The 25,268-nt window shown below is 64.5% G+C and carries 24 protein-coding genes and 3 pseudogenes; 18 read left to right on the top strand and 9 right to left on the bottom strand.

Going from position 1 to position 25,268, the window contains the following annotated elements:
* Positions 1-10 precede the first annotated feature (10 nt).
* The 6 genes and pseudogenes from ccoN (at position 11) to ACQ858_RS11155 (ending at position 4,912) form a co-directional block, all read left to right on the top strand.
* On the top strand, positions 11-1,450 hold the full coding sequence (gene ccoN, locus ACQ858_RS11180) for a cytochrome-c oxidase, cbb3-type subunit I (RefSeq protein ID WP_431276683.1): 1,440 nt from the start codon (positions 11-13) through the stop codon (positions 1,448-1,450).
* 19 nt (positions 1,451-1,469) lie between these two features.
* Positions 1,470-2,099, top strand: a complete 630-nt coding sequence (ccoO, locus tag ACQ858_RS11175) for a cytochrome-c oxidase, cbb3-type subunit II (protein ID WP_431276682.1) — start codon at positions 1,470-1,472, stop codon at positions 2,097-2,099.
* An 11-nt stretch (positions 2,100-2,110) separates the two neighbouring features.
* Complete coding sequence (locus ACQ858_RS11170) at positions 2,111-2,248, top strand: cbb3-type cytochrome oxidase subunit 3 (RefSeq protein ID WP_431276681.1); 138 nt, start codon at positions 2,111-2,113, stop codon at positions 2,246-2,248.
* 4 nt (positions 2,249-2,252) lie between these two features.
* Positions 2,253-3,176 carry a cytochrome-c oxidase, cbb3-type subunit III gene (ccoP, locus tag ACQ858_RS11165; protein WP_431276680.1) on the top strand — a complete coding sequence of 308 codons (924 nt, stop codon included), beginning with the start codon at positions 2,253-2,255 and terminating at the stop codon, positions 3,174-3,176.
* A 52-nt stretch (positions 3,177-3,228) separates the two neighbouring features.
* Positions 3,229-4,625: pseudogene (gene ccoG / locus ACQ858_RS11160) on the top strand (cytochrome c oxidase accessory protein CcoG).
* 20 nt (positions 4,626-4,645) lie between these two features.
* Positions 4,646-4,912 (top strand): FixH family protein, encoded by a 267-nt coding sequence (locus ACQ858_RS11155; RefSeq protein WP_431276679.1) that lies wholly within the window; start codon positions 4,646-4,648, stop codon positions 4,910-4,912.
* A gap of 64 nt (positions 4,913-4,976) precedes the next feature.
* On the opposite strand, the gene fnr is transcribed toward ACQ858_RS11155, so the two are convergent.
* A complete protein-coding gene (gene fnr / locus ACQ858_RS11150) occupies positions 4,977-5,693 on the bottom strand; it encodes a fumarate/nitrate reduction transcriptional regulator Fnr (RefSeq protein ID WP_431276678.1) in 717 nt (238 codons plus the stop codon).
* Positions 5,694-5,814: 121 nt separating this feature from the next.
* Here fnr and hemN point away from each other — a divergent pair.
* The 4 genes and pseudogenes from hemN to ACQ858_RS11130 all read left to right on the top strand — a co-directional run bounded on the left by hemN (position 5,815) and on the right by ACQ858_RS11130 (position 9,147).
* Positions 5,815-7,232: pseudogene (hemN, locus tag ACQ858_RS11145) on the top strand (oxygen-independent coproporphyrinogen III oxidase).
* A gap of 2 nt (positions 7,233-7,234) precedes the next feature.
* On the top strand, positions 7,235-7,948 hold the full coding sequence (locus ACQ858_RS11140) for a sulfite exporter TauE/SafE family protein (RefSeq protein ID WP_431276677.1): 714 nt from the start codon (positions 7,235-7,237) through the stop codon (positions 7,946-7,948).
* Positions 7,949-8,013: 65 nt separating this feature from the next.
* Positions 8,014-8,466, top strand: a complete 453-nt coding sequence (gene azu, locus ACQ858_RS11135) for an azurin (RefSeq protein ID WP_431276676.1) — start codon at positions 8,014-8,016, stop codon at positions 8,464-8,466.
* Positions 8,467-8,562: 96 nt separating this feature from the next.
* Entirely contained in the window at positions 8,563-9,147 is a 585-nt protein-coding gene (locus tag ACQ858_RS11130) for a hemerythrin domain-containing protein (protein ID WP_431276675.1), read from the top strand.
* A 3-nt stretch (positions 9,148-9,150) separates the two neighbouring features.
* Here ACQ858_RS11130 and ACQ858_RS11125 read toward each other — a convergent pair whose 3' ends face one another.
* Together ACQ858_RS11125 and ACQ858_RS11120 are read right to left on the bottom strand one after the other, a co-directional pair.
* Positions 9,151-10,326 (bottom strand): GNAT family N-acetyltransferase, encoded by a 1,176-nt coding sequence (locus ACQ858_RS11125; protein WP_431276674.1) that lies wholly within the window; start codon positions 10,324-10,326, stop codon positions 9,151-9,153.
* 10 nt (positions 10,327-10,336) lie between these two features.
* On the bottom strand, positions 10,337-11,275 hold the full coding sequence (locus ACQ858_RS11120; RefSeq protein ID WP_431276673.1) for a DMT family transporter: 939 nt from the start codon (positions 11,273-11,275) through the stop codon (positions 10,337-10,339).
* Between the two features lie 90 nt (positions 11,276-11,365).
* Between ACQ858_RS11120 and ACQ858_RS11115 the strand changes: the two genes are divergently transcribed.
* Complete coding sequence (locus ACQ858_RS11115; RefSeq protein ID WP_088957270.1) at positions 11,366-11,704, top strand: P-II family nitrogen regulator; 339 nt, start codon at positions 11,366-11,368, stop codon at positions 11,702-11,704.
* 114 nt (positions 11,705-11,818) lie between these two features.
* Here the strand turns inward: ACQ858_RS11115 and ACQ858_RS11110 are convergent.
* The 5 genes and pseudogenes from ACQ858_RS11110 to ACQ858_RS11090 all read right to left on the bottom strand — a co-directional run bounded on the left by ACQ858_RS11110 (position 11,819) and on the right by ACQ858_RS11090 (position 14,864).
* Positions 11,819-12,408: pseudogene (locus ACQ858_RS11110) on the bottom strand (TIGR00730 family Rossman fold protein).
* Between the two features lie 85 nt (positions 12,409-12,493).
* On the bottom strand, positions 12,494-12,979 hold the full coding sequence (locus tag ACQ858_RS11105) for an RDD family protein (protein ID WP_431276672.1): 486 nt from the start codon (positions 12,977-12,979) through the stop codon (positions 12,494-12,496).
* A gap of 83 nt (positions 12,980-13,062) precedes the next feature.
* Positions 13,063-13,857 (bottom strand): DUF3106 domain-containing protein, encoded by a 795-nt coding sequence (locus ACQ858_RS11100; RefSeq protein WP_431276671.1) that lies wholly within the window; start codon positions 13,855-13,857, stop codon positions 13,063-13,065.
* A 15-nt stretch (positions 13,858-13,872) separates the two neighbouring features.
* Positions 13,873-14,301, bottom strand: coding sequence for a DUF3619 family protein (locus ACQ858_RS11095; RefSeq protein ID WP_431276670.1), 429 nt, complete (start codon positions 14,299-14,301; stop codon positions 13,873-13,875).
* Entirely contained in the window at positions 14,298-14,864 is a 567-nt protein-coding gene (locus ACQ858_RS11090) for an RNA polymerase sigma factor (protein WP_431276836.1), read from the bottom strand. The genes ACQ858_RS11095 and ACQ858_RS11090 overlap by 4 nt, the downstream gene beginning before the upstream one ends.
* Positions 14,865-15,143: 279 nt before the next feature.
* Here ACQ858_RS11090 and ACQ858_RS11085 point away from each other — a divergent pair, with 279 nt between their 5' ends.
* From ACQ858_RS11085 to ACQ858_RS11055, 7 genes are all read left to right on the top strand, one after another.
* Complete coding sequence (locus ACQ858_RS11085; protein ID WP_431276669.1) at positions 15,144-16,919, top strand: acetolactate synthase 3 catalytic subunit; 1,776 nt, start codon at positions 15,144-15,146, stop codon at positions 16,917-16,919.
* 136 nt (positions 16,920-17,055) lie between these two features.
* Complete coding sequence (gene ilvN / locus ACQ858_RS11080) at positions 17,056-17,547, top strand: acetolactate synthase small subunit (RefSeq protein ID WP_076998466.1); 492 nt, start codon at positions 17,056-17,058, stop codon at positions 17,545-17,547.
* Between the two features lie 44 nt (positions 17,548-17,591).
* On the top strand, positions 17,592-18,608 hold the full coding sequence (ilvC, locus tag ACQ858_RS11075) for a ketol-acid reductoisomerase (RefSeq protein ID WP_431276668.1): 1,017 nt from the start codon (positions 17,592-17,594) through the stop codon (positions 18,606-18,608).
* A gap of 164 nt (positions 18,609-18,772) precedes the next feature.
* Complete coding sequence (pssA, locus tag ACQ858_RS11070) at positions 18,773-19,606, top strand: CDP-diacylglycerol--serine O-phosphatidyltransferase (protein ID WP_431276667.1); 834 nt, start codon at positions 18,773-18,775, stop codon at positions 19,604-19,606.
* Between the two features lie 179 nt (positions 19,607-19,785).
* Positions 19,786-21,489, top strand: coding sequence for a 2-isopropylmalate synthase (gene leuA, locus ACQ858_RS11065; RefSeq protein WP_431276666.1), 1,704 nt, complete (start codon positions 19,786-19,788; stop codon positions 21,487-21,489).
* Positions 21,490-21,569: 80 nt separating this feature from the next.
* Entirely contained in the window at positions 21,570-23,108 is a 1,539-nt protein-coding gene (locus tag ACQ858_RS11060) for a 2-isopropylmalate synthase (protein WP_431276665.1), read from the top strand.
* A gap of 114 nt (positions 23,109-23,222) precedes the next feature.
* Positions 23,223-24,395: a serine hydrolase gene (locus ACQ858_RS11055; RefSeq protein WP_431276835.1), complete on the top strand. Its 1,173-nt coding sequence runs from the start codon at positions 23,223-23,225 to the stop codon at positions 24,393-24,395.
* A 61-nt stretch (positions 24,396-24,456) separates the two neighbouring features.
* Here the strand turns inward: ACQ858_RS11055 and ACQ858_RS11050 are convergent, their stop codons facing one another.
* Positions 24,457-25,251 (bottom strand): IclR family transcriptional regulator, encoded by a 795-nt coding sequence (locus ACQ858_RS11050; protein WP_431276664.1) that lies wholly within the window; start codon positions 25,249-25,251, stop codon positions 24,457-24,459.
* Positions 25,252-25,268: the final 17 nt, after the last annotated feature.

Here is a 25,268-nt window from a genome sequence, read left to right as displayed (position 1 = left end):
AGGTCCGACGATGCAATCTCCGAATCCTCCCGCAGCGGTCTACAGCGACACCGCAGTGCGGCAGTTCGCCATCATGTCGGTGGTCTGGGGCGTGGTGGGCATGCTCGTCGGCGTGATCATCGCGTCGCAACTGGCTTGGCCCGAACTGAACTTCGGCATTCCCTGGCTCAGCTACGGGCGCCTGCGTCCGCTGCACACCAACGCGGTGATCTTCGCTTTCGGCGGATGCGCGCTGATGGCGACGAGCTTCCACGTGGTGCAGCGCACCTGCCAGGTTCGCCTCTTTGCGCCGGCGCTGGCTTCCTTCGTGTTCTGGGGCTGGCAGGCGGTGATCGTTGCCGCGGCCATCAGCCTGCCGATGGGCTACACCAGCGGCAAGGAATACGCTGAGCTCGAATGGCCGATCGACATCCTGATTGCGGTCGTATGGGTGGCCTATGCGATCGTGTTCTTCGGCACCATCGGAATCCGCAAAGTGAAGCACATCTACGTGGCCAACTGGTTCTACGGTGCGTTCATCATCGCGGTCGCGTTGCTGCACATCGTCAACAGCGCGGCCGTTCCCGCGGGCTGGATGAAGAGCTACTCGGCCTACGCGGGCGTGCAGGACGCGATGGTGCAGTGGTGGTACGGCCACAACGCGGTGGGCTTCTTCCTCACCGCGGGCTTCCTCGGGATGATGTACTACTACATCCCGAAGCAGGTCGGTCGTCCTGTGTACTCGTACCGCCTGTCGATCGTGCACTTCTGGGCGCTGATCTTCACTTACATGTGGGCGGGTCCACACCATCTGCACTACACGGCGCTGCCCGACTGGACGCAGTCGATCGGCATGGTTTTCTCTCTGATCCTCCTGGCGCCGAGCTGGGGCGGGATGATCAACGGGATCATGACGCTCTCGGGGGCATGGCACAAGCTGCGCACCGATCCGATCGTGCGTTTCCTGATCGTGGCGCTGTCGTTCTACGGCATGTCGACCTTCGAGGGCCCGATGATGTCGATCAAGACGGTGAATGCGCTGTCGCACTACACCGACTGGACCATCGGCCATGTGCATTCCGGCGCCCTCGGCTGGGTGGGCCTCATCACGATGGGCTCGCTCTACTATCTGATCCCGCGCCTGTACAACCGCACCGAGATGTACAGCGTGAAGGCGATCGAGCTGCATTTCTGGATGTCGACCATCGGCATCGTGCTCTATATCGCTGCCATGTGGATCGCCGGTGTGATGCAGGGGCTGATGTGGCGTTCGATCAACCCCGACGGCACGCTGACCTACACCTTCGTCGAAGGCGTGAAGGCCACATATCCCTATTACGTGGTGCGCCTGATCGGCGGCCTGTTGTATCTCTCCGGCATGCTGGTGATGGCGTGGAACGTCGTGATGACGATCGGCGCCGGTCAATCGGTGCGGGCGCGCATTCCGGCGCCTTCCGCGGCCCATGCCTGAAGGAATCGAGGAAAGAACAATGAGCTCCACGAACCCTGAATCCTCCACCTTCTCGCATCAGAAGATCGAGACCAACAACTTCCTGATGATCGTGCTGATCCTGCTGGTCGTCGCCGTCGGCGGACTGGTCGAGATCGTGCCGCTGTTCTTCCAGAAGTCGACCACGGAGCCGATCACTGGCCTCACGCCGCCCACTGCGCTGCAGGTGCTCGGCCGCGACGTGTATGTGCGTGAGGGCTGCTACAACTGCCATTCGCAGATGATCCGGCCCTTCCGTGCGGAGACGCTGCGCTACGGCCACTATTCGGTGGCCGGCGAATTCGTCTACGACCATCCCTTCCAGTGGGGCAGCAAGCGCACCGGTCCCGACCTGCATCGCGTGGGTGGCCGCTACAGCGACGAGTGGCATCGCATCCACCTGAACAACCCGCGCGACTTGGTGCCCGAGTCGAACATGCCCGCGTATCCGTGGCTGGCCAAGAACCAGGTCACGCCATCCGACGCCGCAGATCACATGCGCGCGCTGCGCCGTGTCGGTGTGCCGTTCACCGACGAGCAGATCGCTGCCGCGCCCGGCGACGTCAAGGGCAAGACGGAGCTCGATGCGCTCGTGGCCTACCTGCAGTCGCTCGGCCTCGCGCTCAAGTAAGGAGGACCACCATGGACATCACCACCTTGCGCACCATCGCCACGCTGGTTTCCTTTGTGACCTTCATCGGCATCCTCGTCTGGGCCTACTCGCGCCGCCGCGCACAGGCCTTCGACGCCGCGGCCCGCTTGCCCTTCGAGCAGGACTGACACCATGAGCGACTTCATTCACGATTTCTGGTCGCACTACATCGCGATCGCCACCATCGTCAGCATCCTGGCCTGCCTGCTGCTCCTGTGGGTCACCGCGCGCAGCAAGACCCCGGCCAGTGCGGACAACACCACCGGCCACGTCTGGGACGAGGACCTGCGCGAGATGAACAACCCGATGCCGCGCTGGTGGATGGGCTTGTTCGTCATCACCATCGTGTTCGGGCTGGGCTATCTGTTCGTCTTCCCGGGGCTCGGCAGCTACAAGGGCCGGCTCGACTGGAGCACCGGTGGCGAGTACGCCAAGGATCTCGCGAAGGCCAACCAGGAGCTCGAGCCGGTCTATGCGGCCTACACCGCACTGCCGGTGGAGAAGGTCGCGACCGATCCGGGCGCAATGGCGATCGGCGAACGCCTCTTCCTCAACAACTGCGCACAGTGCCATGGTTCCGATGCGCGTGGCGGCAAGGGCTTTCCGAACCTCACCGACAACGACTGGCTGCACGGCGGCTCGCCGGAAAAGATCAAGGAGTCGATCACCCTGGGCCGCATCGGCGTGATGCCGCCGATGGCGGAAGCCGTCGGCACGCCGGAGGACGTGAAGAACCTCGCCAACTACGTGCTGAGCCTCTCAGGCAGCCCGCACGACTCGGTGCGCGCGGGGCTGGGCAAGAGCAAGTTCACCGTTTGCGCGTCGTGTCACGGCATCGGCGGCGTCGGCAACACGGCCGTGGGTGCGCCGAATCTCACGGACCAGATCTGGCTGCACGGCTACGGGCTTGACGCGGTCATGCAGATGATCAACAACGGCAAGACCAACCAGATGCCGGCGCAGCAAGGCCGCCTGACGGAGGCCCAGATCCACGTGCTGACCGCCTATGTGTGGGGCCTGTCGAACGGCAAGGCTTCGACGGCCGGCTCGCCCTGAAGGTTGAACCGTGTCGGATTCTGCTTCGTCGCCAAGCCCCGCGCCGCGCCGCGTGATCCCGATCGCGGCTGCTGAAAAGGGCGGGGCCTCTACGAGGCGCACAGGAAGGTCTACCCGCGCTCCATCGACGGCGTCTTCGCGCGCTGGCGCTGGGTGATGGTGTTCGTCACCCAGCTGGTGTTCTATGGCATGCCGTGGCTCGAATGGGGGCAGCGGCAGGCGGTGCTCTTCGATCTGGCCAGCCGGCGCTTCTACATCTTCGGGCTGGTTCTGTATCCGCAGGACCTGATCTATCTGACGGGGCTGCTGGTCATCTCGGCGCTGTCGCTCTTCCTGTTCACCGCGGTGGCGGGGCGCCTCTGGTGCGGTTATACCTGCCCGCAGACGGTCTATTCGGAGATCTTCCTGTGGATCGAGCAGAAGATCGAAGGCAACCGCACGGCGCGCATGCGGCTGGACGACAGCGAGCTCTCGATCGAGAAGCTGGTCAAGAAGTGGTTCAAGCACGTGGTGTGGCTGGGCATTGCGCTGTGGACGGGCTTCACCTTCGTCGGCTACTTCACGCCGATACGTGACCTGGGCCTGGCCTTCCTGCAGACGCACATGAGCGGCTGGGAAGTCTTCTGGGTGCTGTTCTACGGCTTCGCGACCTATGGCAATGCGGGCTTCATGCGCGAGCAGGTCTGCAAGTACATGTGCCCGTATGCGCGCTTCCAGAGCGCGATGTTCGACCGCGACACGCTGATCGTGAGCTACGACACCGAGCGCGGCGAGCCGCGCGGCGTGCGGGCCAAGGGGGTGGATGCGCGCGCACTGGGGCAGGGCGACTGCATCGACTGCTCGCTGTGCGTGCAGGTGTGTCCGACCGGCATCGACATCCGGCAGGGCCTGCAGTACGAGTGCATCGGCTGCGGCCTGTGCGTGGATGCCTGCAACACGGTGATGGACAAGCTCGCCTCGCCGCGCGGCCTGATCCGCTACGACACGCAGAACAGCATGGCGGGGCACTGGTCGTCGCAGCAGATGCTGCGCCGCGTGCTGCGGCCGCGGGTGCTGATCTACAGCGGCATCCTGGTCGCGCTGTGCATCGGCTTGCTGGTCAGCCTGGTGATCCGCACGCCGCTCAAGGTGGACGTGGTGCGCGATCGCGGCACGCTGGCGCGCATCGTCGAAGGCGGCCGGATCGAGAACGTCTATCGCCTGCAGATCATGAATGCGACCGAAACGACGCAGCACTACCGCATCGAGGCGCGCGGCCTGGACGGCCTCCATGCCTCGCCCGATCAGCCCGTGGAAGTGGGGCCGGCGCAATCGCGCTGGGTTGCGGTTCGCCTGCAACTGCCGTACGGCGGCGCGGACCCGGGTTCGCATCCGGTGTATTTCGACGTACGCGCGGCCGAGGGCGGGGCGCAGGTTTCGGAGAAGGCGACCTTCATGGTGCCTCGGTGATACGTGTCAAGGAGATGACGATGAACGCAGCGAACGAGAACGATGCAGTCGCAAGCCAACCCTGGTGGCGCTTCCCGCTGCTGTGGATGGTCCTTGCCGGTCCCGCGGTGGTGGTGGTCGCGAGCTTCGTCACCCTGTGGCTCGCCATCCGCTCGCCGGACCCCGTGGTGGCGGAGGACTACTACCGCCGGGGCATCGAGATCAACAAGACCCTCGCCGACAAGAAGCTGATGCCGGCCATGACCGGCCGCAACCACGCCGCGACGCCGGCGGAAGATGTGCAGTGAGGGGCGCGCACTCGGCGGGCCGGCGGAGCCGGTTTCGCGGGTGCCCTGGATCGGGTTGCGCCGATCAGCAGCCTGCCGGTGTGATCAAGCGGCGAAGGCCTTCGGCGTCGACGATGCGCAGGTTGCGCTGCTGGACTTCGATGAGCCCCTCTTCCATGAACTTGGAGAGGGTGCGGCTCACGGTTTCGAGCTTGAGACCGAGGTAGCTGCCGATTTCCTCGCGCGTCATGCGCAGCACGAGCTCGGAGCGCGAGAAGCCGCGTGCATGCAGGCGCTGGGCGAGGTTGGTGAGGAAGGCCGCGAGGCGCTCTTCGGCGCGCATGCTGCCCAGCAGCATCATCACACCGTGCTCGCGCACGATCTCGCGGCTCATGATCTGGTGCACGTGCCGTTGCAGTGCCGTGACCTCGCGCGAAAGCTCCTCGATGCGGTCGAAGGGCATCACGCAGACTTCGGAATCCTCCAGCGCCACCGCGTCGCAGGTGTGCTGGTCGTTGACGATGCCGTCAAGGCCGATGATCTCGCCGGCCATCTGGAAACCCGTCACCTGGTCCCGGCCGTCCTGGCTGGCCACCCGGGTCTTGAAGACACCGGTGCGAATCGCATACAGCGAGGTGAAGCGATCGCCGTTCCGAAAGAGCATCTCGCGTCGGCGGACCTTGCGTCGTTTGGCCACGATGTCGTCGATGCGTTGCAGCTCGCCGGGCTCCAGCCCCACCGGCATGCAAAGCTCCCGCAGATTGCAGCTCGAGCAGGCGACCTTGATGTTTTCGGTTTTCATTGATGTATGTCGAGTATGTTGCCGATTCTGGAGCCGGGCGTGGGCGTGGGCTTTGATTCACATCAAGGATAGGGGGCGCCCCGGCGGCATAGTGCCTGTAGACCGCCCTTGATCGCCTGCGATGAACTCTTCCCCTGCATTCGCAACCGCTTCGCCTTCCCAGGTGCTGCCGTCGCCCGCCGTGCTGCGGCGTTTCGACGTTGCCGGTCCGCGTTATACCTCCTACCCGACGGCGGATCGGTTCGTGGATGCCTTTACGGCCGACGACTACGTCCAGGCGCTGCACCAGCGCAGCGCCACCGGGATGCACGGGCGGCCGCTGTCGCTGTACGTTCACCTCCCGTTCTGCGAATCGCTCTGCTACTACTGCGCGTGCAACAAGATCGTCACCCGCCACAAGCACTGGGCGGTTGAATACCTCGACTACCTGGAGCGCGAGTTGACGCTGCAGGTGGCGGAGCTGGGCCGGGGGGCGTCGGTCAGCCAGTTGCATCTGGGGGGCGGTACGCCGACCTTTCTCGACGACGAGAGCCTCGGCAGGCTGCTGACGATGCTCGGGCGCGAATTCACGCTCTCGCCGGAGCGGGAGCAATCCATCGAGATCGACCCGCGTACCGTGAACGGCGCGCGGCTCGAGCGACTGGCCAGACTCGGGTTCAACCGGCTGAGCTTCGGCGTGCAGGATTTCGATCCGGACGTGCAGAAGGCGGTGCACCGCATCCAGCCTGCGGCCGAGGTCTTCGACCTGATGGCGAGCGCGCGGTCGCTGGGATTCCGCTCGATCAACATCGATCTCATCTACGGGCTGCCGAAGCAGAGCCGGGCCTCTTTCGACCGCACGCTGGCCCAGGTGTGCGAATTGCGACCCGACCGGATCGCGCTCTACGCCTACGCCCATCTGCCGGAGCGCTTCAAGCCGCAGCGGCGCATCGCGGCAGAGGATCTGCCGGACGCGAAGACCAAGGTCGAGATGCTGTCGCGGGCGATCGCCGCCTTCTCCGCCGCCGGGTATGTCTACATCGGCATGGACCATTTCGCGCTGCCGGACGATCCGCTCGCGATCGCCAAGCGCCAGGGGCGGCTGCATCGCAATTTCCAGGGCTACAGCACGCAGCCGGACTGTGATCTGGTGGCGCTGGGTGTCTCGGCCATCGGCCGCGTCGGCGCAACTTACAGCCAGAACGCCAAGACACTCGAGGAGTACTACGACCTGCTCGGCCAGGGGCGCATCCCGGTGGTGCGCGGCCTGGCGCTCACGCGGGACGACGTGCTTCGCCGCGCAGTGATCATGGCGATCATGTGCCAGGGACAGGTGGATTTCGAGACCGTGAGTCTCGCGCACCTGATCGACTTCAAGGACCACTTCGCACCCGAGCTCGCCGCGCTCGGCCCCTGGCCGCGCAAGGGCTGGTGCGCGTGAGCGACCGCGACATCGAAGTCACGCCCACCGGCTGGTTCTTCGTGCGCGCCATTGCGATGGTGTTCGATCGCTATCTGCAGGCCGATCGCAACCGGTCGCGCTTTTCGCGGATCGTCTGACGATGCAGACGGCATTGCTCGGAGCGGCGCTCGTCATGGGGCTTGCCGGCGGGCCGCACTGCGTGGCGATGTGCGGCGCGCCCTGCGCAGGCGTCATCCGGATCGCGCGAGCGCCCGAAGGCAGCGCCGCCGCGCTGACAGGCGCGGACGTGCGCGGGCAGGCCGCGACGCTGGCATTCCACGCAGGGCGCGTGTTGAGCTACGCCGCTGCCGGCGCGATCGCCGCGGTGGCTATGCAAGGCGTCGGATTCGCCAGCGAGCGGCTCGCGGCCATGCGGCCGTTCTGGGTGCTGCTGCATGTGGCGGTGCTCGCATGGGGGCTGTCGCTCGCGGTGCTCGGCCGGCAGCCGGTCTGGGCTCACCGGGCCGGGCGCACGCTTCAGGCGCGGCTTCGGCCGCTGACCGGATCGCCAGCCGGCGTGCTGGCGACGGGGGCGCTTTGGGCCCTGATGCCGTGCGGCCTGCTGTACTCCGCGCTGATGCTGGCAGCGCTGGCCGACGGCCCCGTCCAGGGTGCGATGATGATGGCCGGTTTCGCGGCCGGGAGCGGGGTGTCGCTGATCGCTGCACCCTGGCTCTGGCAGCGGATGAGCGCCGGAGCGGGCGTCGCCCGTAAGGAGTGGGGGAGCCGGGTCGCGGGTGCGCTGCTGGCGGCGGTCGCCTTCCACGCGCTGTGGGCCGACCTCGGCCGGCAGATCGAACTCTGGTGCCGCTGAACGGCGTTCTCGAACCGGCCGTTTGCGCGCAAACTCAAATTTCAACGGAGAGCTAAAAGATGAAGATGAAGATGAAAACAACGTGCGCCGCGGCGCTCTGGCTGGCATTGCTCGGCTCGGCTTCGGCCGCCACCTGCGATGTAGAGATCGAGGGCAATGACGCGATGCAGTTCAACAAGAGCAGCATCGACGTGCCGCAGAGCTGCAAGCAGTTCACGGTGAAGCTCAAGCACGCCGGCAAGCTGCCGAAGACGGCCATGGGGCACAACTGGGTGCTGACGACGCCGGCCGATGCGCAGGGCGTCGCAGCCGATGGCATTGCGGCCGGTCTCGACAAGAACTACCTGAAGCCCGGCGATGCGCGCGTGATCGCCTTCACGCCCATCGTCGGCGGCGGCGAATCGGCGTCGGTGACTTTCGACACCAGCAAGCTCAAGGCAGACCAGAACTACATGTACATCTGCTCCTTCCCGGGGCACTCAGCCCTGATGAAGGGCTCGCTGAAGCTCGTCAAGTAAGGAGGCGGATGCGCGCCGCTTGTGCGCGCGTTTGATCTGCCTCAAGGTCGCCAGGTGCGTCGGGTGCGAAGCTGCCACCATTCACGGAGAGAGGCCATGACACACGCCACCTTGCGAATCATTCGCGATGAACACTCGGCCCTTTCGGCCATGCTGCGGTCCATCGTCCTGTTGCTGGCCGAGCATCGCTCGAAGCGCACGCTGCCCGACTTTGCGGCGCTGCGCGCGATGCTGTTCTACGTCGACGAGTTTCCCGAGAAGCGGCATCACCGCAAGGAATCCGAGCTCTTGTTCCCGAAGCTGCGAGCCCGCACGCCGATTTCGCGCGAGTTGCTGGACCGGCTGGACGATGATCATGCGCGCGGCGAGCGCAAGATCCGCGAGGTGGAGCATGCGCTCCTCGCCTTCGAAATGATCGGCGAGCCGCGCCGGAAGGCTTTCGAGCAGGCGGTCGATCGCTACGTCGAGTTCTATCTGTCACACATGGCGCTGGAAGAAAGGGAGATTCTTCCGCTCGCCGAGAAGGTGCTCACCGAGGAGGACTGGGCGCAGCTGGACGAAGCGTTCAGCGCGAACCGCGACCCGTTGACGGGCTGCGAGCCCGAGCCCGACTACGAGGCCCTCTTCAGGCGAATCGTCAACGCGGTGCCGGCGCCGATCGGGCTGGGCGCGCAGCGCTGAGCTTCAGTCCTCGTGGCGAAAGGGGCTGCGTTCCCCGAGGTGGTCCATGTAGTTCCGGATGCCGGCGTCTTCGCGCTCGAGGAAACGCTCCACCGCATCCGCGAATGCCGGATGGGCCAGCCAATGTGCGCTGGTGGTCTTGATCGGCATCAGGGCACGCGCCATCTTGTGCTCGCCTTGCGCACCGCCTTCGAAGCGCTGCACGCCGTGCTCGATGCACCACTGCAGGGGCTGGTAGTAGCAGGCCTCGAAATGCAGGCAGTCCACGCGCTCGACCGCGCCCCAGTAGCGGCCATAGGCGAGCAGCGGATGGTCGGAGGCGTTGTCGCCGGCCACGCCGGCTGAAAGCGCGATGAGGCTCGATGCGATCGGCTTGCCCTCGCGCTCGGCAATGAAGAGCAGCCACGCCTCCGGCATCGTCGCCGCCATGCGGTGGAAGAAGTCGCGGTTCAGGTACGGCGGATTGCCGTGCTCGCGATAAGTGCGCGCGTAGCAGCGATAGAAGAAATCCCAGTCGGCATTGGAGATGTCCGCGCCGCGCGTCCAGCGGAAGCGCACGCCCGCATCGCGAACCTTGCGGCGTTCCTGTCGGATCTTCTTGCGCTTGTCGTGCGAAAGGCTCGAGAGGAAGGCGTCGAAATCGCTCCAGTGCTCGTTGGTCCAGTGGAACTGGACCGTGTGGCGAAGCATGAGTCCGGCATCCGCGCAGGCCGCGACGTCGTCGTCGGCGCCGAAGAGCAGATGCAGCGACGAAACACCCGTCTGTTCGCACCAGGCGACCAGCGCACGTACCAGCAGCGCACGGCTGAGCGCATCGCGAGCGAGCACGCGCGTGCCGGGGACGGGGGTGAACGGCACCGCGACGACCGCCTTGGGGTAGTAGTGCAGCCCGTGCTGCTGATAGGCATTGGCCCAGGCCCAGTCGAAGACGTATTCGCCGTATGAATGGTCCTTGACATAGAGCGGGCAGGCGGCCAGGAGCCGTTCGTCGTGCCACAGCGTCACGAAGTGCGGAGCCCAGCCGGTGCCCGGCGACGCGCTGCCGCTGGCGTCGAGCGCGCTCAGATACGCGTGGCGCATGAAGGGGGACGGTGCGGCCTGCGCGGCGAGCAGCCCGTCCCAGGCGGCGGCGTCGATCTCGGCGACCGAGCGGTGGATGCGGATGACCGGTTCGCTCAAGGCAGTCTCGTCAGGTCCTTCGGGTGCCGAGGGTCTCGGCCACATAGATGCCGCCGAGCACGAGGGCGAGCGCCGCCGCGTGATATGGGGACAACGGCTCGCCAAGGACGAGCACCGCAAGCAGCGGCCCGAAAATCGGCACCAGATTGAGAAACACGCCGGCCCGCGCCGGTCCGATCAGCCCCACCGCGTGGATGAAGGTGATTTGCGACACGAAGGAGGGAAGCAGGCCGGTGAAGATGATCAGCGCGACGCCCTTGGCGGTCGGCATGAAGAACTGCCCGGTCGCGATCTCCGCCGCGACCAGCGGCAGCGAAACCACGCAGGCCACCGCGGCGGTCGCTGCGAAGAAGACGATCGCCGGCACCGCGGGCCGGTTGCGCAGGCCGAGCGCGTATCCGGCGTACAACAGGCAGGCGACGATGATCCAGACGTCGCCGATGTTGAAGGCGAGGCTCGCCAGCAAGGCCGGATCGCCGCGCGACGCCACGACGCCGATGCCGGCGAGCGTCATCACGACGCCGACGATCTGCAGGCCGCGGATTCGCGTGCCGAAGAAAAGGAAGCTGCCGACAAGCACCAGCACAGGAATGGTGCCCTGGATGATCGCAATATTGATGGCGGTCGTGTGATGCGCAGCCGCATAGAACAGCGCGTTGAACCCGGTGAAGCCCAGCGTGCCCATCAGCGCAATGGAGCGCCACGAGGGGAGCAGTGTTCGCCAGTGCGCCGCGATTTCGCGCCGCGATGTGAGGCCGAGCGCCACGCAGCAGACGATCCAGCGCGAAAAGGTCAGCATCATCGGGGAGACCTCGCCGACGGCGAGCCGCGCGGCGACTGCGTTGGCGCCCCAGGTCAGGGTGGTGAAGACCAGCAGGAAGCAGGCCTGACCCTGTGGGCTCGGGATGACCGAGTCGAGGAGGTTGGCGAAGGGAGAACCTGTGCGCATGGCTGGGAGAGGGTAACAGCCCTCGCGATCACGTGTGGGTCGAGGGCTTGCGGGCCTGCGCCCCGAAATGCGGATGACATAATGGTTTGTATGAAGCAAATCACAGCCATCCTCAAACCGTTCAAGCTCGATGATGTGCGCGAGGCCTTGGCCGAGGTGGGCGTCACCGGGCTCACCGTGACCGAAGTCAAGGGTTTCGGCCGCCAGAAGGGGCACACGGAACTCTACCGGGGTGCCGAGTACGTCGTGGACTTTCTGCCGAAGATGAAGGTCGAGGTCGTGGTCAACGAGAACGACGTCGACCGGTGCGTCGACGCGATCGTCAGTGCTGCGCGCACCGGCAAGATCGGCGACGGCAAGATTTTTGTGACCAACGTCGAGCGGGTGGTTCGCATCCGCACCGGCGAAGAAGACGAAGCCGCGGTATAGGCTCGCCTCCAGGCTGCGCGCACTTCGTGTCGCTACGCCAACCCCTTCCGGGGGCAACACCGGCGGCCCGGCAGAGCCGGCTCCGCGGTGTTTCTGGTTTGATCCGTGGGCCGTTTAGAGGACTTCGGCGAGTTTGTCGCCTCGGGGGTGGCGGCCGGCTTCTTCGACGAGGGCTTCGAGCAAGGCGGGTGCGTCATTGCTGGAGCGGACGAGGTCCATTTGCCATTCGCCCATGAAGCCTTCGCGCACGCTGTGAGCCAGGAAGCTCAGCAGGGCGTCGTAGTAGCCCGCCACGTTCAGGATGCCGACCGGCTTGTCGTGATAGCCGAGCTGGCGCCGGGTCCAGATCTCGAACAGTTCCTCGAAGGTCCCGATGCCGCCCGGCAGGGCGAGGAAGGCATCGGCGCGCTCGCCCATCATGGCCTTGCGCTCATGCATGGTGTCGACAACGTGGAGTTCGTCGCTCTGGCGGTTGGCCAGTTCCTTGTCGACCAGCACCTTCGGGATGATGCCGACCACGCGGCCGCCGGCGGCCGGGTGGCTTCGGCGACAGTGCCCATGAGCCCGGTCCGGCCGCCACCGTAGACCAGCTGGCCGCCGTGCTGGCCGATCCAGCGGCCGACGGCCTGCGCCACCTGGGCGAATTCCTGCCGCTCGCCAGGGCGCGAGCCGCAGTACACACAAATCGAAAAAGAAGGAGTCATCCCCGAATCATGCACGCCCCCGGCGTCGACGATGTGGCAAAGCGTTGCCACGAGGCAGCGATCCAGGCGAGGGGCTCGGTGCCGCTCATCGATTGCCGAGCGGCTTCGATGCGACAAGGCGGGTGCCGGCCCATGCGTCATGCCAGAACTGGCGTTCGGGCTGAAAACGCGCCAGCAGCGCCCACACGGCGACCCAGCCGAAGACCAGCACCGCCGATTCGCCCGCACCGAGCCCGAACGGCGAGATGGCCGCCAGCGGCGGCAGGAACCAGATCCAGCTCAGCAGATAGCGCAGCAGCGCCCGAGCTTGGGTGAGTGCGCGCCCATGTCGGTCGACGACCCGGATGCCCCAGGTTTTCATCGCCAGCGTCTGCCCATGGGCCCAGAACCAGACGAAATAGACACCGAAGACGATGAACAGAAACGCCTGAAGCAGATGCCGCCGCGAATCCATGCCGCTGCGCATCTGGCCGAGGGTGCTGAAAAGCCAGCCGGCGACGAACACGACGGCGAAAAGCAGCAGGCCCTCGTAGAGCCAGCAGGCCATGCGGCGCCACAGTCCGGGCGCCATCAGGGACGCAACCGCGGTGTCGTCGGTGGGCGGACCAAGGGAATCGGGATTGCCAGAAGAAGCAGAACGCATCGGCACCTGGCTCAGGGCGTCGAAGCGGGTTGTTGTTCCGACGCCCTCGGCGGGACGTCGGTTGCGCCCGGCGGCGGAACCTGCGCCTCGGCGCTGACCGGCGGAAGGTTCGGCGCCGGGGCTGGAGCGGGCGCAGGAACCGGCACCGGGCGCGCGGCCGCGACGGGGGCTGGAGCGGGCGGCGGCGCAAGCTGAATCCTCGGTGTGTGCTGGCCGTCTTGCCCGGCGGCGGGAATGGGCACGAGCTTTTGTTCGGGAACGGGGCGGATGGTCGGCGCCGCGCCGGGTGCCTTCGCCCTCTTGGCGCGCTCCGCCAGCTCGCTCTTTTCCTCGTCGCTGAGCGCCTGGTAGGCCTCCCATTTCGCCTTGCGCTCATCGACAGGAACTTGCTTGACGGTGGCAAAGTTGACCCGCGCCTGAGCGCGTTGCTGGTTGGTCAGGCCCGCCCATTCGGTCATGCGACTATGGAGCACCGCCTGGTCCTCCGGCGTCATCCTCGCGTAGTCGCGGGAAAGCGCCAGCCACTTGCGCTTGTGGGGTTCCGTCAACTCGTCCCAGTAGGGCGCGAGCGGCTGCAGCGCCTTCTGCTGTCGCGCAGTGAGATCGCGCCACAGCGGCTTGGAGGCAACTGCCGGCTTGGCGGGGGTGGTTTGCGGCGACGCCGAACTTTTGACCGACTGGGCCTCTGCGGACGGCGCGGCGAGACCAGCGGCCCCGATGACGAGACCGGCGCTCAACCAGACGGCGGCCGTCAGCGGACGCGCGAAATCGAGCGCTTCAGCGCGGGAGAGGAGGCACGGACGCATTCGGCTGCGGGGCGATCAGCGTTCGGACGCGTCGTCCGACGTCTTCACGAACTGAGCGAATCCCGGGTCGGTGTAGGCCGCGGGCGGGAGATCGTCGGTGAGCAGGGCGGAGTCGATTGCGGCAATCTCATTGGCACGGTTGTCTTCCTGCATCACGCTGATCGCGACCAGGCCTGCGACAAGGGCGACCAGCGGAATCACCGAGCCGATCCGCGTCCACCAGCCTCCGCCGAGCGTCGCTGCTCCGCCGCGCGACAGCACCACGGGCGCCGGGCGAAGCTGCTGGGCGACCTTGCGGCGAGCGACTGCCTGCACTCGCGCAGCTCGCAAGCGCTCGCTGACCTCGTGCGGCAACTCGACGTTGCCGGCAGTCAATCGCGCGGCCAGCAGGCGGCCAAACCGCTCCTCGAGTGCGGCGGAAGAGGCAGATTGCGTTGTGTTCATAGCGAAATTCCCTTGGCTTTGAGCGCCTTGCTCAAGGCGTGGACGGCGCGCGAGCAGTGGGTCTTGACGCTCCCTTCGGAACATCCCATGGCGGCCGCCGTCTCTGCGACATCCATTTCCTCCCAGTAACGCATCAAGAAGGCCTCGCGTTGACGACCCGGCAGCGCCGCAATTTGTTCCTCGATCTCGCGAAAAATCTGCGCCCGCCGCGTCGTGTCTTCGGCGCTCTCGGATTCCTGGCCTTCCGCCGAAAGCTGGATGTGTTCGAGGAGGTCGAAATCACCGTCGTCGTCCAGATTCTCGAAATCGCTCAGGTTGGAAAAGAGTGCCTTGCGGGTCTTCTGCCGTCGGAACCAGTCGAGGGTGCAGTTCGACAGGATGCGCTGGAACAGCAGCGGCAGCTCGTTGGCCGGCTTGTCGCCGTAGTGCTCGGCCAGCTTCATCATGCTGTCCTGCACGATGTCCAGCGCCGCTTCTTCGTCCCGGACGTGGTAGACGGACCGCTTGAAGGCGCGTCGTTCGACGCTCTTCAGGAAATCGGATAGTTCTTTCTCAGTGGCCAAGCGAGTCTGGCGCCGGGAGCGCCGCGTGGGAAGTGTCTCGGGGAGAAGGGGGCTTTTTCGCCGCGGATTATGCCTTGGAGGCTTTATTGACTGCGCTGAGGCCTTTGGATCGGCTTCCGGTGTCATAATCCGCGCTGCAAGTCAAAAGGCAAACGGGTCACGATCCGGTGGTATGACAAATCCGCCCATGGTTGTGGCCTCAAGTTCCGACGCGGCTTCAAAAGAGCTGGCGAAGGAGCACCCAAGGTTTTTCGTTCCCGAAAATCGCAAAGGTTGATCATGGAAATGTCAAAGGCGGAACTTGCTTCCGCAGCAGCCGTCACCGGCAGTCAAACGCAAGAACTCATGGGCGCCGAGGTGCTGATCAAGGCACTTCAGGCAGAAGGCGTCAAGTACGTCTGGGGCTATCCGGGCGGCGCGGTTCTCTACATCTACGACGCGTTCTACAAGCAGGACACCATCCAGCACGTGCTGGTTCGCCACGAGCAGGCCGCCGTGCACGCGGCAGACGGTTATGCGCGCGCCACCGGCGACGTGGGCGTGGCGCTCGTGACGTCCGGCCCGGGCCTCACGAATGCCGTGACCGGGATCGCCACCGCGTACATGGACAGCATTCCGATGGTCATCATCTCCGGCCAGGTGCCCACGGCGGCGATCGGCCTGGATGCCTTCCAGGAATGCGACACGGTCGGCATCACCCGGCCCATCGTCAAGCACAACTTTCTCGTCAAGGACCCGAAGGATCTGGCCCTGACGATGAAGAAGGCCTTCCATATCGCGCGCAGCGGCCGTCCCGGTCCCGTGGTGGTGGACGTGCCGAAGGATGTTTCCTTCAAGAAGGTCACGTACAGCGGCTATCCCGAGAAGGTGGAGATGCGCTCGTACAACCCGGTGCGCAAGGGCCATGGCGGACAGATCCGCAAGGCGCTGCAGCTGCTGCTGAGCGCCAAGCGTCCTTACATCTATACCGGCGGCGGCGTGCTGCTCGGCAATGCGACGAACGAGCTGCGCACGCTGGTCGACATGCTGGGCTACCCGGTCACGAACACGCTGATGGGCCTGGGCGCCTATCCGGCGTCCGACCGCAAGTTCCTCGGCATGCTGGGCATGCACGGCACCATCGAAGCCAACAACGCGATGCAGAACTGCGATGTGTTGCTCGCTGTCGGTGCGCGCTTCGACGATCGCGTGATCGGCAACCCCAAGCACTTCGCGCAGAACGAACGCAAGATCATCCACATCGACATCGACCCGTCGAGCATTTCGAAGCGGGTGAAGGTCGACATCCCGATCGTCGGCGACGTGAAGGACGTGCTGACGGAACTGATCTCGATGATCCGGGAAAGCTCCACGCGCCCCGACGCTTCCGCGCTCGCGAGCTGGTGGGACACGATCGAAGGCTGGCGCAGCAAGGATTGCCTGAAGTACGACCGCGGCAACAAGGACGTGATCAAGCCGCAGCACGTGATCGAAACCCTCTGGAACATGACCAAGGGCACGGACACGTACATCACGTCGGACGTCGGCCAGCACCAGATGTGGGCGGCGCAGTACTACCGCTTCGACGAACCGCGCCGATGGATCAATTCGGGCGGACTGGGCACGATGGGCGTCGGCATTCCGTACGCGATGGGCATCAAGCTCGCCAAGCCGGATTCGGAAGTCTTCTGCGTCACCGGCGAGGGCTCGGTGCAGATGTGCATCCAGGAGCTGTCGACCTGCCTGCAGTACAACACGCCGATCAAGATCTGCTCGCTCAACAACCGTTACCTGGGCATGGTGCGGCAGTGGCAGGAGATCGAGTACTCGGGCCGCTACAGCCACAGCTACATGGACGCGCTGCCGAACTTCGTGAAGCTCGCCGAAGCCTATGGCCATGTGGGCATGCTGATCGAGCGTCCGCAGGATGTGGAGCCGGCGCTGCGTGAGGCGCGCAAGCTCAAGGACCGAACGGTGTTCATGGACTTCCGCACCGACCCCACCGAGAACGTGTTCCCGATGGTGCAGGCCGGCAAGGGCATCACCGAGATGCTGCTCGGCTCCGAAGACCTCTGAGCAAGTAATAGAAGCGACACCAAAGTCCCCGGTCCCGAGGACCGGGTTTCAACCTTAATTCGACGAATCTATTGCCCGCCAAGCCCGCGCATTACCGTGCGCGGGGGAGGGCGGCGAAAAGAGGAGTCCCATTGCCATGAAACACATCATTGCCGTGCTGCTCGAGAACGAGCCCGGTGCCCTTTCCCGCGTGGTCGGGCTGTTTTCCGCCCGCGGCTACAACATCGAGTCGCTGACCGTCGCGCCCACCGAAGATCCGAGTCTTTCCCGGATGACCATCGTCACGGCGGGTTCCGACGATGTGATCGAGCAGATCACCAAGCATCTCAACCGGCTGATCGAGGTCGTCAAGGTCGTTGACCTCACCGAAGGCGCCTACACCGAGCGCGAGCTCATGATGGTGAAGGTGCGCGCCGTCGGCAAGGAGCGCGAGGAGATGATGCGGATGGCCGAGATCTTCCGCGGACGCATCATCGACGTGACCGACAAGAGCTACACCATCGAGCTCACCGGCGACCACGGAAAGAACGACGCATTCCTCGAGGCCATCGATCGCGGCGCGATCCTCGAGACCGTCCGTACCGGCGCCAGCGGCATCGGCCGTGGCGAGCGCATCCTGCGCGTCTGACAACCACCGTTCCACATCCACCGAATCAACGAAGGAGAAATCTCATGAAGGTCTACTACGACAAGGACGCCGATCTCAGCCTCATCAAGGGCAAGACGGTTGCAATCATCGGCTACGGCAGCCAGGGTCACGCGCACGCCCAGAACCTGAACGACAGCGGCGTGAAGGTCATCGTCGGCCTGCGCAAGGGCGGTGCGTCGTGGTCCAAGGTCGAGAAGGCCGGCCTCAAGGTGGCCGAGGTCGCCGAAGCCGTCAAGGCGGCCGACGTGGTCATGATCCTCCTGCCGGACGAGCAGATCGCCAATGTCTACAAGAACGACGTCGCGCCGCACATCAAGGAAGGCGCTTCGCTCGTCTTCGCGCACGGCTTCAACGTGCACTACGGCTTCGTTCAGCCGCGCGCCGATCTCGACGTCTGGATGGTCGCGCCCAAGGCGCCTGGCCACACCGTGCGCAGCACCTACACGCAAGGTGGCGGTGTTCCTCACCTGATCGCTGTCCACGCCGATCGCAGCGGCAAGGCCCGTGACCTCGCGCTGTCGTACGCCACTGCCAACGGCGGCGGCAAGGCGGGCATCATCGAAACCAACTTCCGCGAAGAAACCGAAACCGACCTGTTCGGCGAGCAGGCCGTTCTGTGCGGCGGTACGGTCGAGCTGATCAAGGCGGGTTTCGAGACCCTGGTCGAAGCGGGCTATGCCCCCGAAATGGCCTACTTCGAGTGCCTGCACGAACTCAAGCTGATCGTCGACCTGATCTACGAAGGCGGCATCGCCAACATGAACTACTCGATCTCGAACAACGCCGAGTACGGCGAGTACGTGACGGGTCCGCGCGTCGTGACCGAAGAGACCAAGAAGGTCATGAAGCAGGTTCTGAAGGACATCCAGACCGGCGAATACGCGAAGAGCTTCGTGCTGGAAAACGCAGCTGGAGCGCCGACGCTCATCAGCCGCCGCCGCCTCAATGCCGAGCATCAGATCGAAGTGGTCGGCGAGAAGCTTCGCGCGATGATGCCGTGGATCAAGAAGAACAAGCTCGTCGACCAGACCCGCAACTGATCGGATTTTTCTCGATCATGTTCAGGGCCACCCTTCGGTGGCCCTTTTCGTTCTGGGGCGCCATGGCGCCTGAACTACACTGCGAGCGATGCGATCGACCCCCTCATTCGTCCTGATTCCTACAGTCATCCGCGCCGCGACGGCGCGCGCTGGAGGCCGGCTGCATGCATGACGACGTGGCGCCCGACGTGGCCGACGAGATAGCGCCAAAGAAGCGTCGCAAGGGCATCTACATCCTGCCGAACCTGTTCACGCTCGCGGCCTTGTTCGGTGGGTTCTACGCGATCGTGATGGCGATGAATGCGCGTTTCGATCTGGCCGCGCTGGGCGTCTTCGCCGCCATGATCCTCGACAGTCTCGATGGTCGCGTCGCTCGACTCACCAACACGCAAAGCGCGTTCGGCGAGCAGATGGATTCGTTGTCCGACATGGTGTCTTTCGGTGCGGCTCCGGCGTTGATCGCTTACGAGTGGTCGCTCAAGGGGCTCGGACGCTGGGGATGGATTGCCGCCTTCGTCTACTGTGCGTGTGCCGCGTTGCGACTGGCCCGGTTCAACGTCAATACCGGCGTCGTCGACAAGCGCTGGTTCCAGGGCTTGCCGTCGCCTGCCGCGGCGGCGCTGGTCGCGGGGTTCATCTGGCTGGTGACCGAATGGGGCAAGCGTGGCGGCGAGGTGCTGTATCTCTCGTGGCAGCAGATCACCTGGGTCACCTTCGGCTTCACGCTGTACGCCGGACTCTCGATGGTCACCAATGCGCCCTTTTACAGCTTCAAGGACGTGCAGATGAAGAGGAGCGTGCCTTTTGCCGTGATCGTTCTGATCGCGCTGGGGATCGCCGTCGTCAATATCCATCCACCGACGGTTCTCTTCGGCGTGTTCGTGGCCTATGGCCTCAGCGGTTATGTCGTCTACGGCTGGCGCAAGGCGAAGGGGCAGCAGGTGAGTGTCATCAGCATCTCGACCGATGAACCCGATGAGCGCGGTCTGCACAAGTAGTCACGGCTGTGCTACATTCCAGCTTCCCATGAACAAGATCTCGCTGGCCCTACTACTGATCCCCCACGGGCGGAGAAGGTAGCGCGCGCGCAAGATCCTCACAACGGCCCGTTCGCACCAGCAACGGGCCGTTTGTCTTTGGGGTTGCTGGTTGATCCAACCACAGCGAGAAATATCAGATGTTGAAGCAACCCAACCTCAAGTACCGTGCGTCTGCGCCGGTCGGCCTCAAGGATCGCACCTGGCCGGACGCCGTCCTGACCGAGGCGCCGATCTGGCTGTCGACCGACCTGCGTGACGGCAACCAGGCGCTGGTGGAGCCCATGGACATCGCCCGCAAGATGCGGATGTTCGAGATGCTGGTTGAGATCGGCTTCAAGGAGATCGAGGTCGGATTTCCTTCCGCCTCGCAGATCGAGTTCGACTTCGTACGCAAGCTTATCGAGGAAGACCGCATCCCGGACGACGTGACCATCCAGGTGCTCACGCAGGCCCGCGACCATCTGATCGAGCGCACCTTCGAGGCCTTGCAGGGTGCTCCGCGCGCGATCGTTCACCTGTACAACGCCGTGGCGCCGATCATGCGCCGGGTGGTGCTCGGCATGGGCGAGGACCAGATCGTCGAACTCGCGACCACGCATGCGCGCATGTTCAACGAGCTCGCCGCCAAGCAGCCTCATACGCATTGGACGTTCCAGTATTCGCCGGAGATGTTCTCGGGCACGGACCTCGCGTTTTCCAAGCGCGTGGTGGATGCGGTGACGTCGGTGTGGGCCCCGACGCCGGAGAGAAAGTGCATCGTCAACCTGCCGTCGACGGTCGAGCACTCGACCCCGAACATCTTCGCGGACATGATCGAGTGGATGCACCGCCATCTCGCGCGCCGCGACTCGATCGTCCTGTCGGTCCATCCGCACAACGATCGCGGCACCGGTACGGCGGCCGGCGAGTTCGCCCTCATGGCGGGCGCCGACCGCATCGAAGGCTGCCTCTTCGGCAACGGTGAGCGCACTGGCAATCTCGACCTCGTGAACGTCGCGCTCAATCTCTATACGCAGGGTGTATCGCCCGAACTCGATTTCTCGAACATCGATGAAATCCGCGCGGCTGTGGAGCATTGCAATCAGTTGCCGGTGCATCCGCGCCATCCGTATGTGGGCGATCTGGTCTACACCTCCTTCTCGGGCTCGCACCAGGATGCGATCAAGAAGGCGTTCGCGGCGCGCAAGGAAGGCGACATCTGGGACATGCCCTACCTGCCGATCGATCCCAAGGACGTGGGGCGGACTTATGAAGCAGTGATTCGTGTCAACAGCCAGTCGGGCAAGGGCGGCATCTCCTACCTTCTCGAGAGCGAATACGGGCTGGAACTGCCCCGCCGCCTGCAGATGGAATTCAGCCAGATCGTCCAGCGCGTGATGGACGTGGCAGGCAAGGAACTCACGGCAGCCGATCTCTGGTCCCTCTTCGAGGGCGAGTACCGCGTTCGCGATGGGGCCGGGCCGCAGCATCGTGTGATCGAAGAGCAGGGCGATGGCCCTGACGCCTGGGTGATCCTGCGCGCCGACTTGCCATGGGACGGGGAAATTCGCCGGATCGAGGGTCGCGGCAACGGGCCGATCGATGCCTTCATCCATGCGCTGGCGCAAGCCACCGGGCACTCGATCCGCGTCATCGACTACCACCAGCATGCGATCGGCTCCGGAGCCGATGCCCAGGCGGTCGCCTACCTCGAGCTCCGCGTCGACGAGTCGAAGACGCTTTTCGGCGTCGGGATGGATGCGAACATCATCTCCGCTTCGCTCAAGGCCATCGTCTCGGGATTGACGAGGGCTCGGATGCAGGCCGCAGCCAGCGCACAATCGGTGGCTGAACCCGCCTAACGCGGCGAAAGGGCCGCAATGCGGCCTTCGCCCGGCAGCGCGTGCTGCCGGGCGGCGATACGGAACAAAGGAGATCCACGATGGCCGACAAACTCATCATTTTTGACACCACCCTGCGCGACGGCGAACAGTCGCCCGGGGCCTCCATGACCAAGGACGAAAAGCTGCGCATCGCGCGCCAGCTCGAGCGACTTCGGGTCGACGTGATCGAGGCCGGATTTCCGGCCAGTTCCAACGGCGACTTCGACGCCGTGGTCGCCATCGCCAACGCCATCAAAGAGTCGACCATCTGCGGCCTATCGCGCGCCAACGACCGCGATATTTCGCGTGCAGCAGAGGCGCTCAAGGGCGCGGCGCGCGGCCGGATCCACACCTTCATTGCAACATCGCCGCTCCACATGGAGAAAAAGCTGCGGATGACGCCTGACGAGGTGTTCGAGCAGGCAAAGCTGTCGGTGCGCTTCGCGCGCAATCTGATCGCCGATGTCGAGTTCAGCCCTGAGGATGGCTACCGAAGCGACCCCGATTTCCTCTGTCGGGTGCTGGAGGCGGTGATCAAGGAGGGCGCCACCACCATCAACGTGCCCGATACGGTCGGCTACGCGATCCCCGAGCTGTACGGCAACTTCATCAAGACGCTGCGGGAGCGGATCCCGAACAGCGACAAGGCGATCTGGTCCGTCCACTGCCATAACGACCTGGGCATGGCGGTCGCCAATTCGCTCGCCGGCGTGAAGATCGGCGGCGCCCGGCAGGTCGAGTGCACCATCAACGGGCTGGGCGAGCGCGCCGGCAACTGCTCGCTCGAGGAGATCGTGATGGCGGTCAAGACCCGCAGGGACTATTTCGGCCTCGATCTCGGCATCGATACCCGGCACATCGTGGCGGCGAGCCGCATGGTCAGCCAGACGACCGGTTTCGTCGTCCAGCCGAACAAGGCGGTCGTGGGGGCCAACGCCTTCGCGCACGCTTCTGGCATCCACCAGGACGGCGTCCTCAAGGCACGCGACACCTACGAGATCATGCGGGCCGAGGATGTGGGATGGAGCGCCAACAAGATCGTCCTCGGCAAGCTCAGCGGACGCAATGCGTTCAAGCAGCGTCTCCAGGAGCTGGGCGTGACGATGGAGAGTGAAGCGGACATCAACGCCGCATTCGCGCGCTTCAAGGAGCTGGCAGATCGCAAGAGCGAAATTTTTGACGAGGACATCCTCGCGCTGGTCAGCGACGAGGAACTCTCGCACGTTATTGAGCAGTTTGGCTTTGTTTCCCTGTCGCAGCATAGTGAAACGGGTGAGCGGCCACATGCCCGCATCGTGTTCACCGTGAACGGCAAGGAGGTCACCGGAGAGTCGGACGGCAATGGTCCGGTCGACGCTTCGCTGAAAGCGATCGAGGCGCATGTCAAGAGTGGAGCCGAGATGGTGCTCTATTCGGTCAATGCGATCAGTGGATCGACGGAGAGTCAGGGAGAAGTGACCGTGCGGCTGCAAAATGCAGGCCGGGTCGTCAACGGTGTTGGGGCTGACCCCGACATCGTGGTGGCGTCGGCCAAGGCTTATTTGAGTGCGCTCAACAAGTTACAGAGCCAAGCTGAGAGAGTGGCGGCACAAGGTTGAATATTTAAGTGCTCCTTGTTTTCGAATGAAGAAGAGGATGCAAGTAACTGATATTGCGTGTCTTTTTTGATTTCGATACACTGCGGAGCCTTATCGTCCGCTGGAGAGTTTTTAATGCCCGAAGCCCGTTCCCATCGAGTTTCACGCCAGCGGTTCCTTCCCGCGTTTCGCATGCTCGCCGTCGCGCTGTGCGCCACGGCGTTTTTGTTGCCTGCCGCCCAAGCCGCCGAAAAGAAGGGACCGGCAACCAAGAAGACGGCCGCCGCCGACAGCAAGCGCAAGACGGCATCGGTGCCGACACGTGAAACCGCGTCTTCCAAGCGGAAGGCTGGTGCGGACAGGGACGAGAAAGTCGTCAGCGGCGGCCGGAACGTGGTCGCCTCGGTTCGCCAGAAGAATGGCCGGACCGTCGTGGCTGTGCAACGCCGATCGGTGGTGCGTGTTGCGGAGCCGGCGCGTCTTTCTTTCGGCCAGTTGGCCGGTCTGCACCAGACGCCGGATGCACTCGATCTGAAGTCCAGCGTGGCGCTGGTCATCGACCAAGACACCCACGAAGTGCTCCTGAGCAAGAACGACCATGCCGTTCTTCCCATCGCTTCATTGACCAAACTCATGACTGGCTTGCTCATCAGCGAGGCCCAGCTGCCGTCCGACGAGCTGATCACCATCACGCAGGACGATGTCGACACCGAGAAGCGTAGCGGTTCGCGCCTGAGCGTCGGGACGACCTTGCCGCGTGGCGAGCTTCTCCATCTTGCCTTGATGTCCAGCGAAAACCGCGCAGCGCACGCGCTCGGCCGCACCTATCCCGGCGGTCTTGAGACCTTCGTGAGCGTCATGAATGCGAAGGCGAAGATGCTCGGCATGAAGGACACCCGCTACGTCGAGCCGACCGGCCTGTCGAGCCGCAACCAGTCGAGCGCGCAGGATCTTGCTCTGCTGGTGAACGCGGCTTCTGCGGATGCCACGGTGCGTCAGCTTTCGACTTCGCCCGAATATCAAGTGGAGGTCGGCAATCGCGTGCTCCAGTTCAACACGACCAACCGTCTCGTGAAGAACCCGGATTGGGACATCGGCGTCCAGAAGACCGGCTACATCACTGAAGCAGGCCAGTGTCTGGTGATGCAGGCGAAGATCGCCGGTCGCAAGCTGATCATGGTGTTCCTCGACTCGGCCGGAAAGCTGAGCCGCATCGGCGATGCCGAGCGCGTTCGCCGCTGGGTGGAAGCCAATCACATGATCAACAAGGCCGCGCAGCAGCACGTGGCATCAAGCAACGCGACCTGATCCCGCCGGATCCTTTGGGACGGGGCCGCTTCATCCATCCCGGATGGCGGCCCTTTCGCTTTCAGGCTGAACCAGCCTGGCTCGCCTTGTAGCCCAGCGCGCTGGAGATCTCGTTCGCGGTGGCCTGCAGCTTGGGCAGCCAGCCGTCGTCCAGTCGATCGGCGGGGGCCGAGATCGAAAGCCCGGCCACCAGTTTCCCCTGGTCGTCGTAGATTCCCGCTGCCATGCAGCGCACGCCGAGTTCGAGTTCTTCGTTGTCTCGCGCGATGCCGTACTGGCGCGCTTTCGACAGCTCCCGCTCGAGAACGGGCAACTGCGTGATGCTGTTGCGTGTGTGACCGGCGAGACCGGTTCGCGTTGCATAGCTGCGCACGCGCTGCGGCTCGTCCATCGCCAGGAAGAGCTTGCCAGTCGAGGTCAGATGCAACGGCGCCCGACCGCCGATGGCGCGGACCACCTGCATGCCGGAGCGTTCGCTGTAGGCGCGCTCGATGTAGACGATCTCGTCGCCTTGCCGCATGCTGAGATTCACCGGCTGCTGCGTGAGCTTGTGCAGCTCGCGCATCGGCGCCATGGCAGCGTCGCGGACATTCAGGCGGCCTTTGACGAGATTGCCGAGTTCCAGCAGGCGCATGCCGAGCCGATAGCTCCCGGCTTCCGGGCGATCGACGAAGCGGCCGACCGCGAGGTCGTTCAGGATGCGGTGAGTCGTGGACGGGTGCAGTCCCGTCTTCTCGCTGATTTCCTTGAGCGAAATCGCTTCTTCCCGGGAGGCGAGCACGTCGATGAGCGCGAACATGCGCTCGATGACCTGGATCACGGGCGTGGCGGGAACGTCAGATTGGAGCTTTTTCATTTGCAACACGGTTCAAG

Origin of the sequence: Variovorax ureilyticus, assembly GCF_050632185.1 — a bacterium.
Taxonomy (GTDB): Bacteria; Pseudomonadota; Gammaproteobacteria; order Burkholderiales; family Burkholderiaceae_C; genus Variovorax; species Variovorax ureilyticus_A.
Note: the sequence above shows the minus strand (reverse complement) of the source record. Positions and strands in the feature narration are given on the sequence as shown.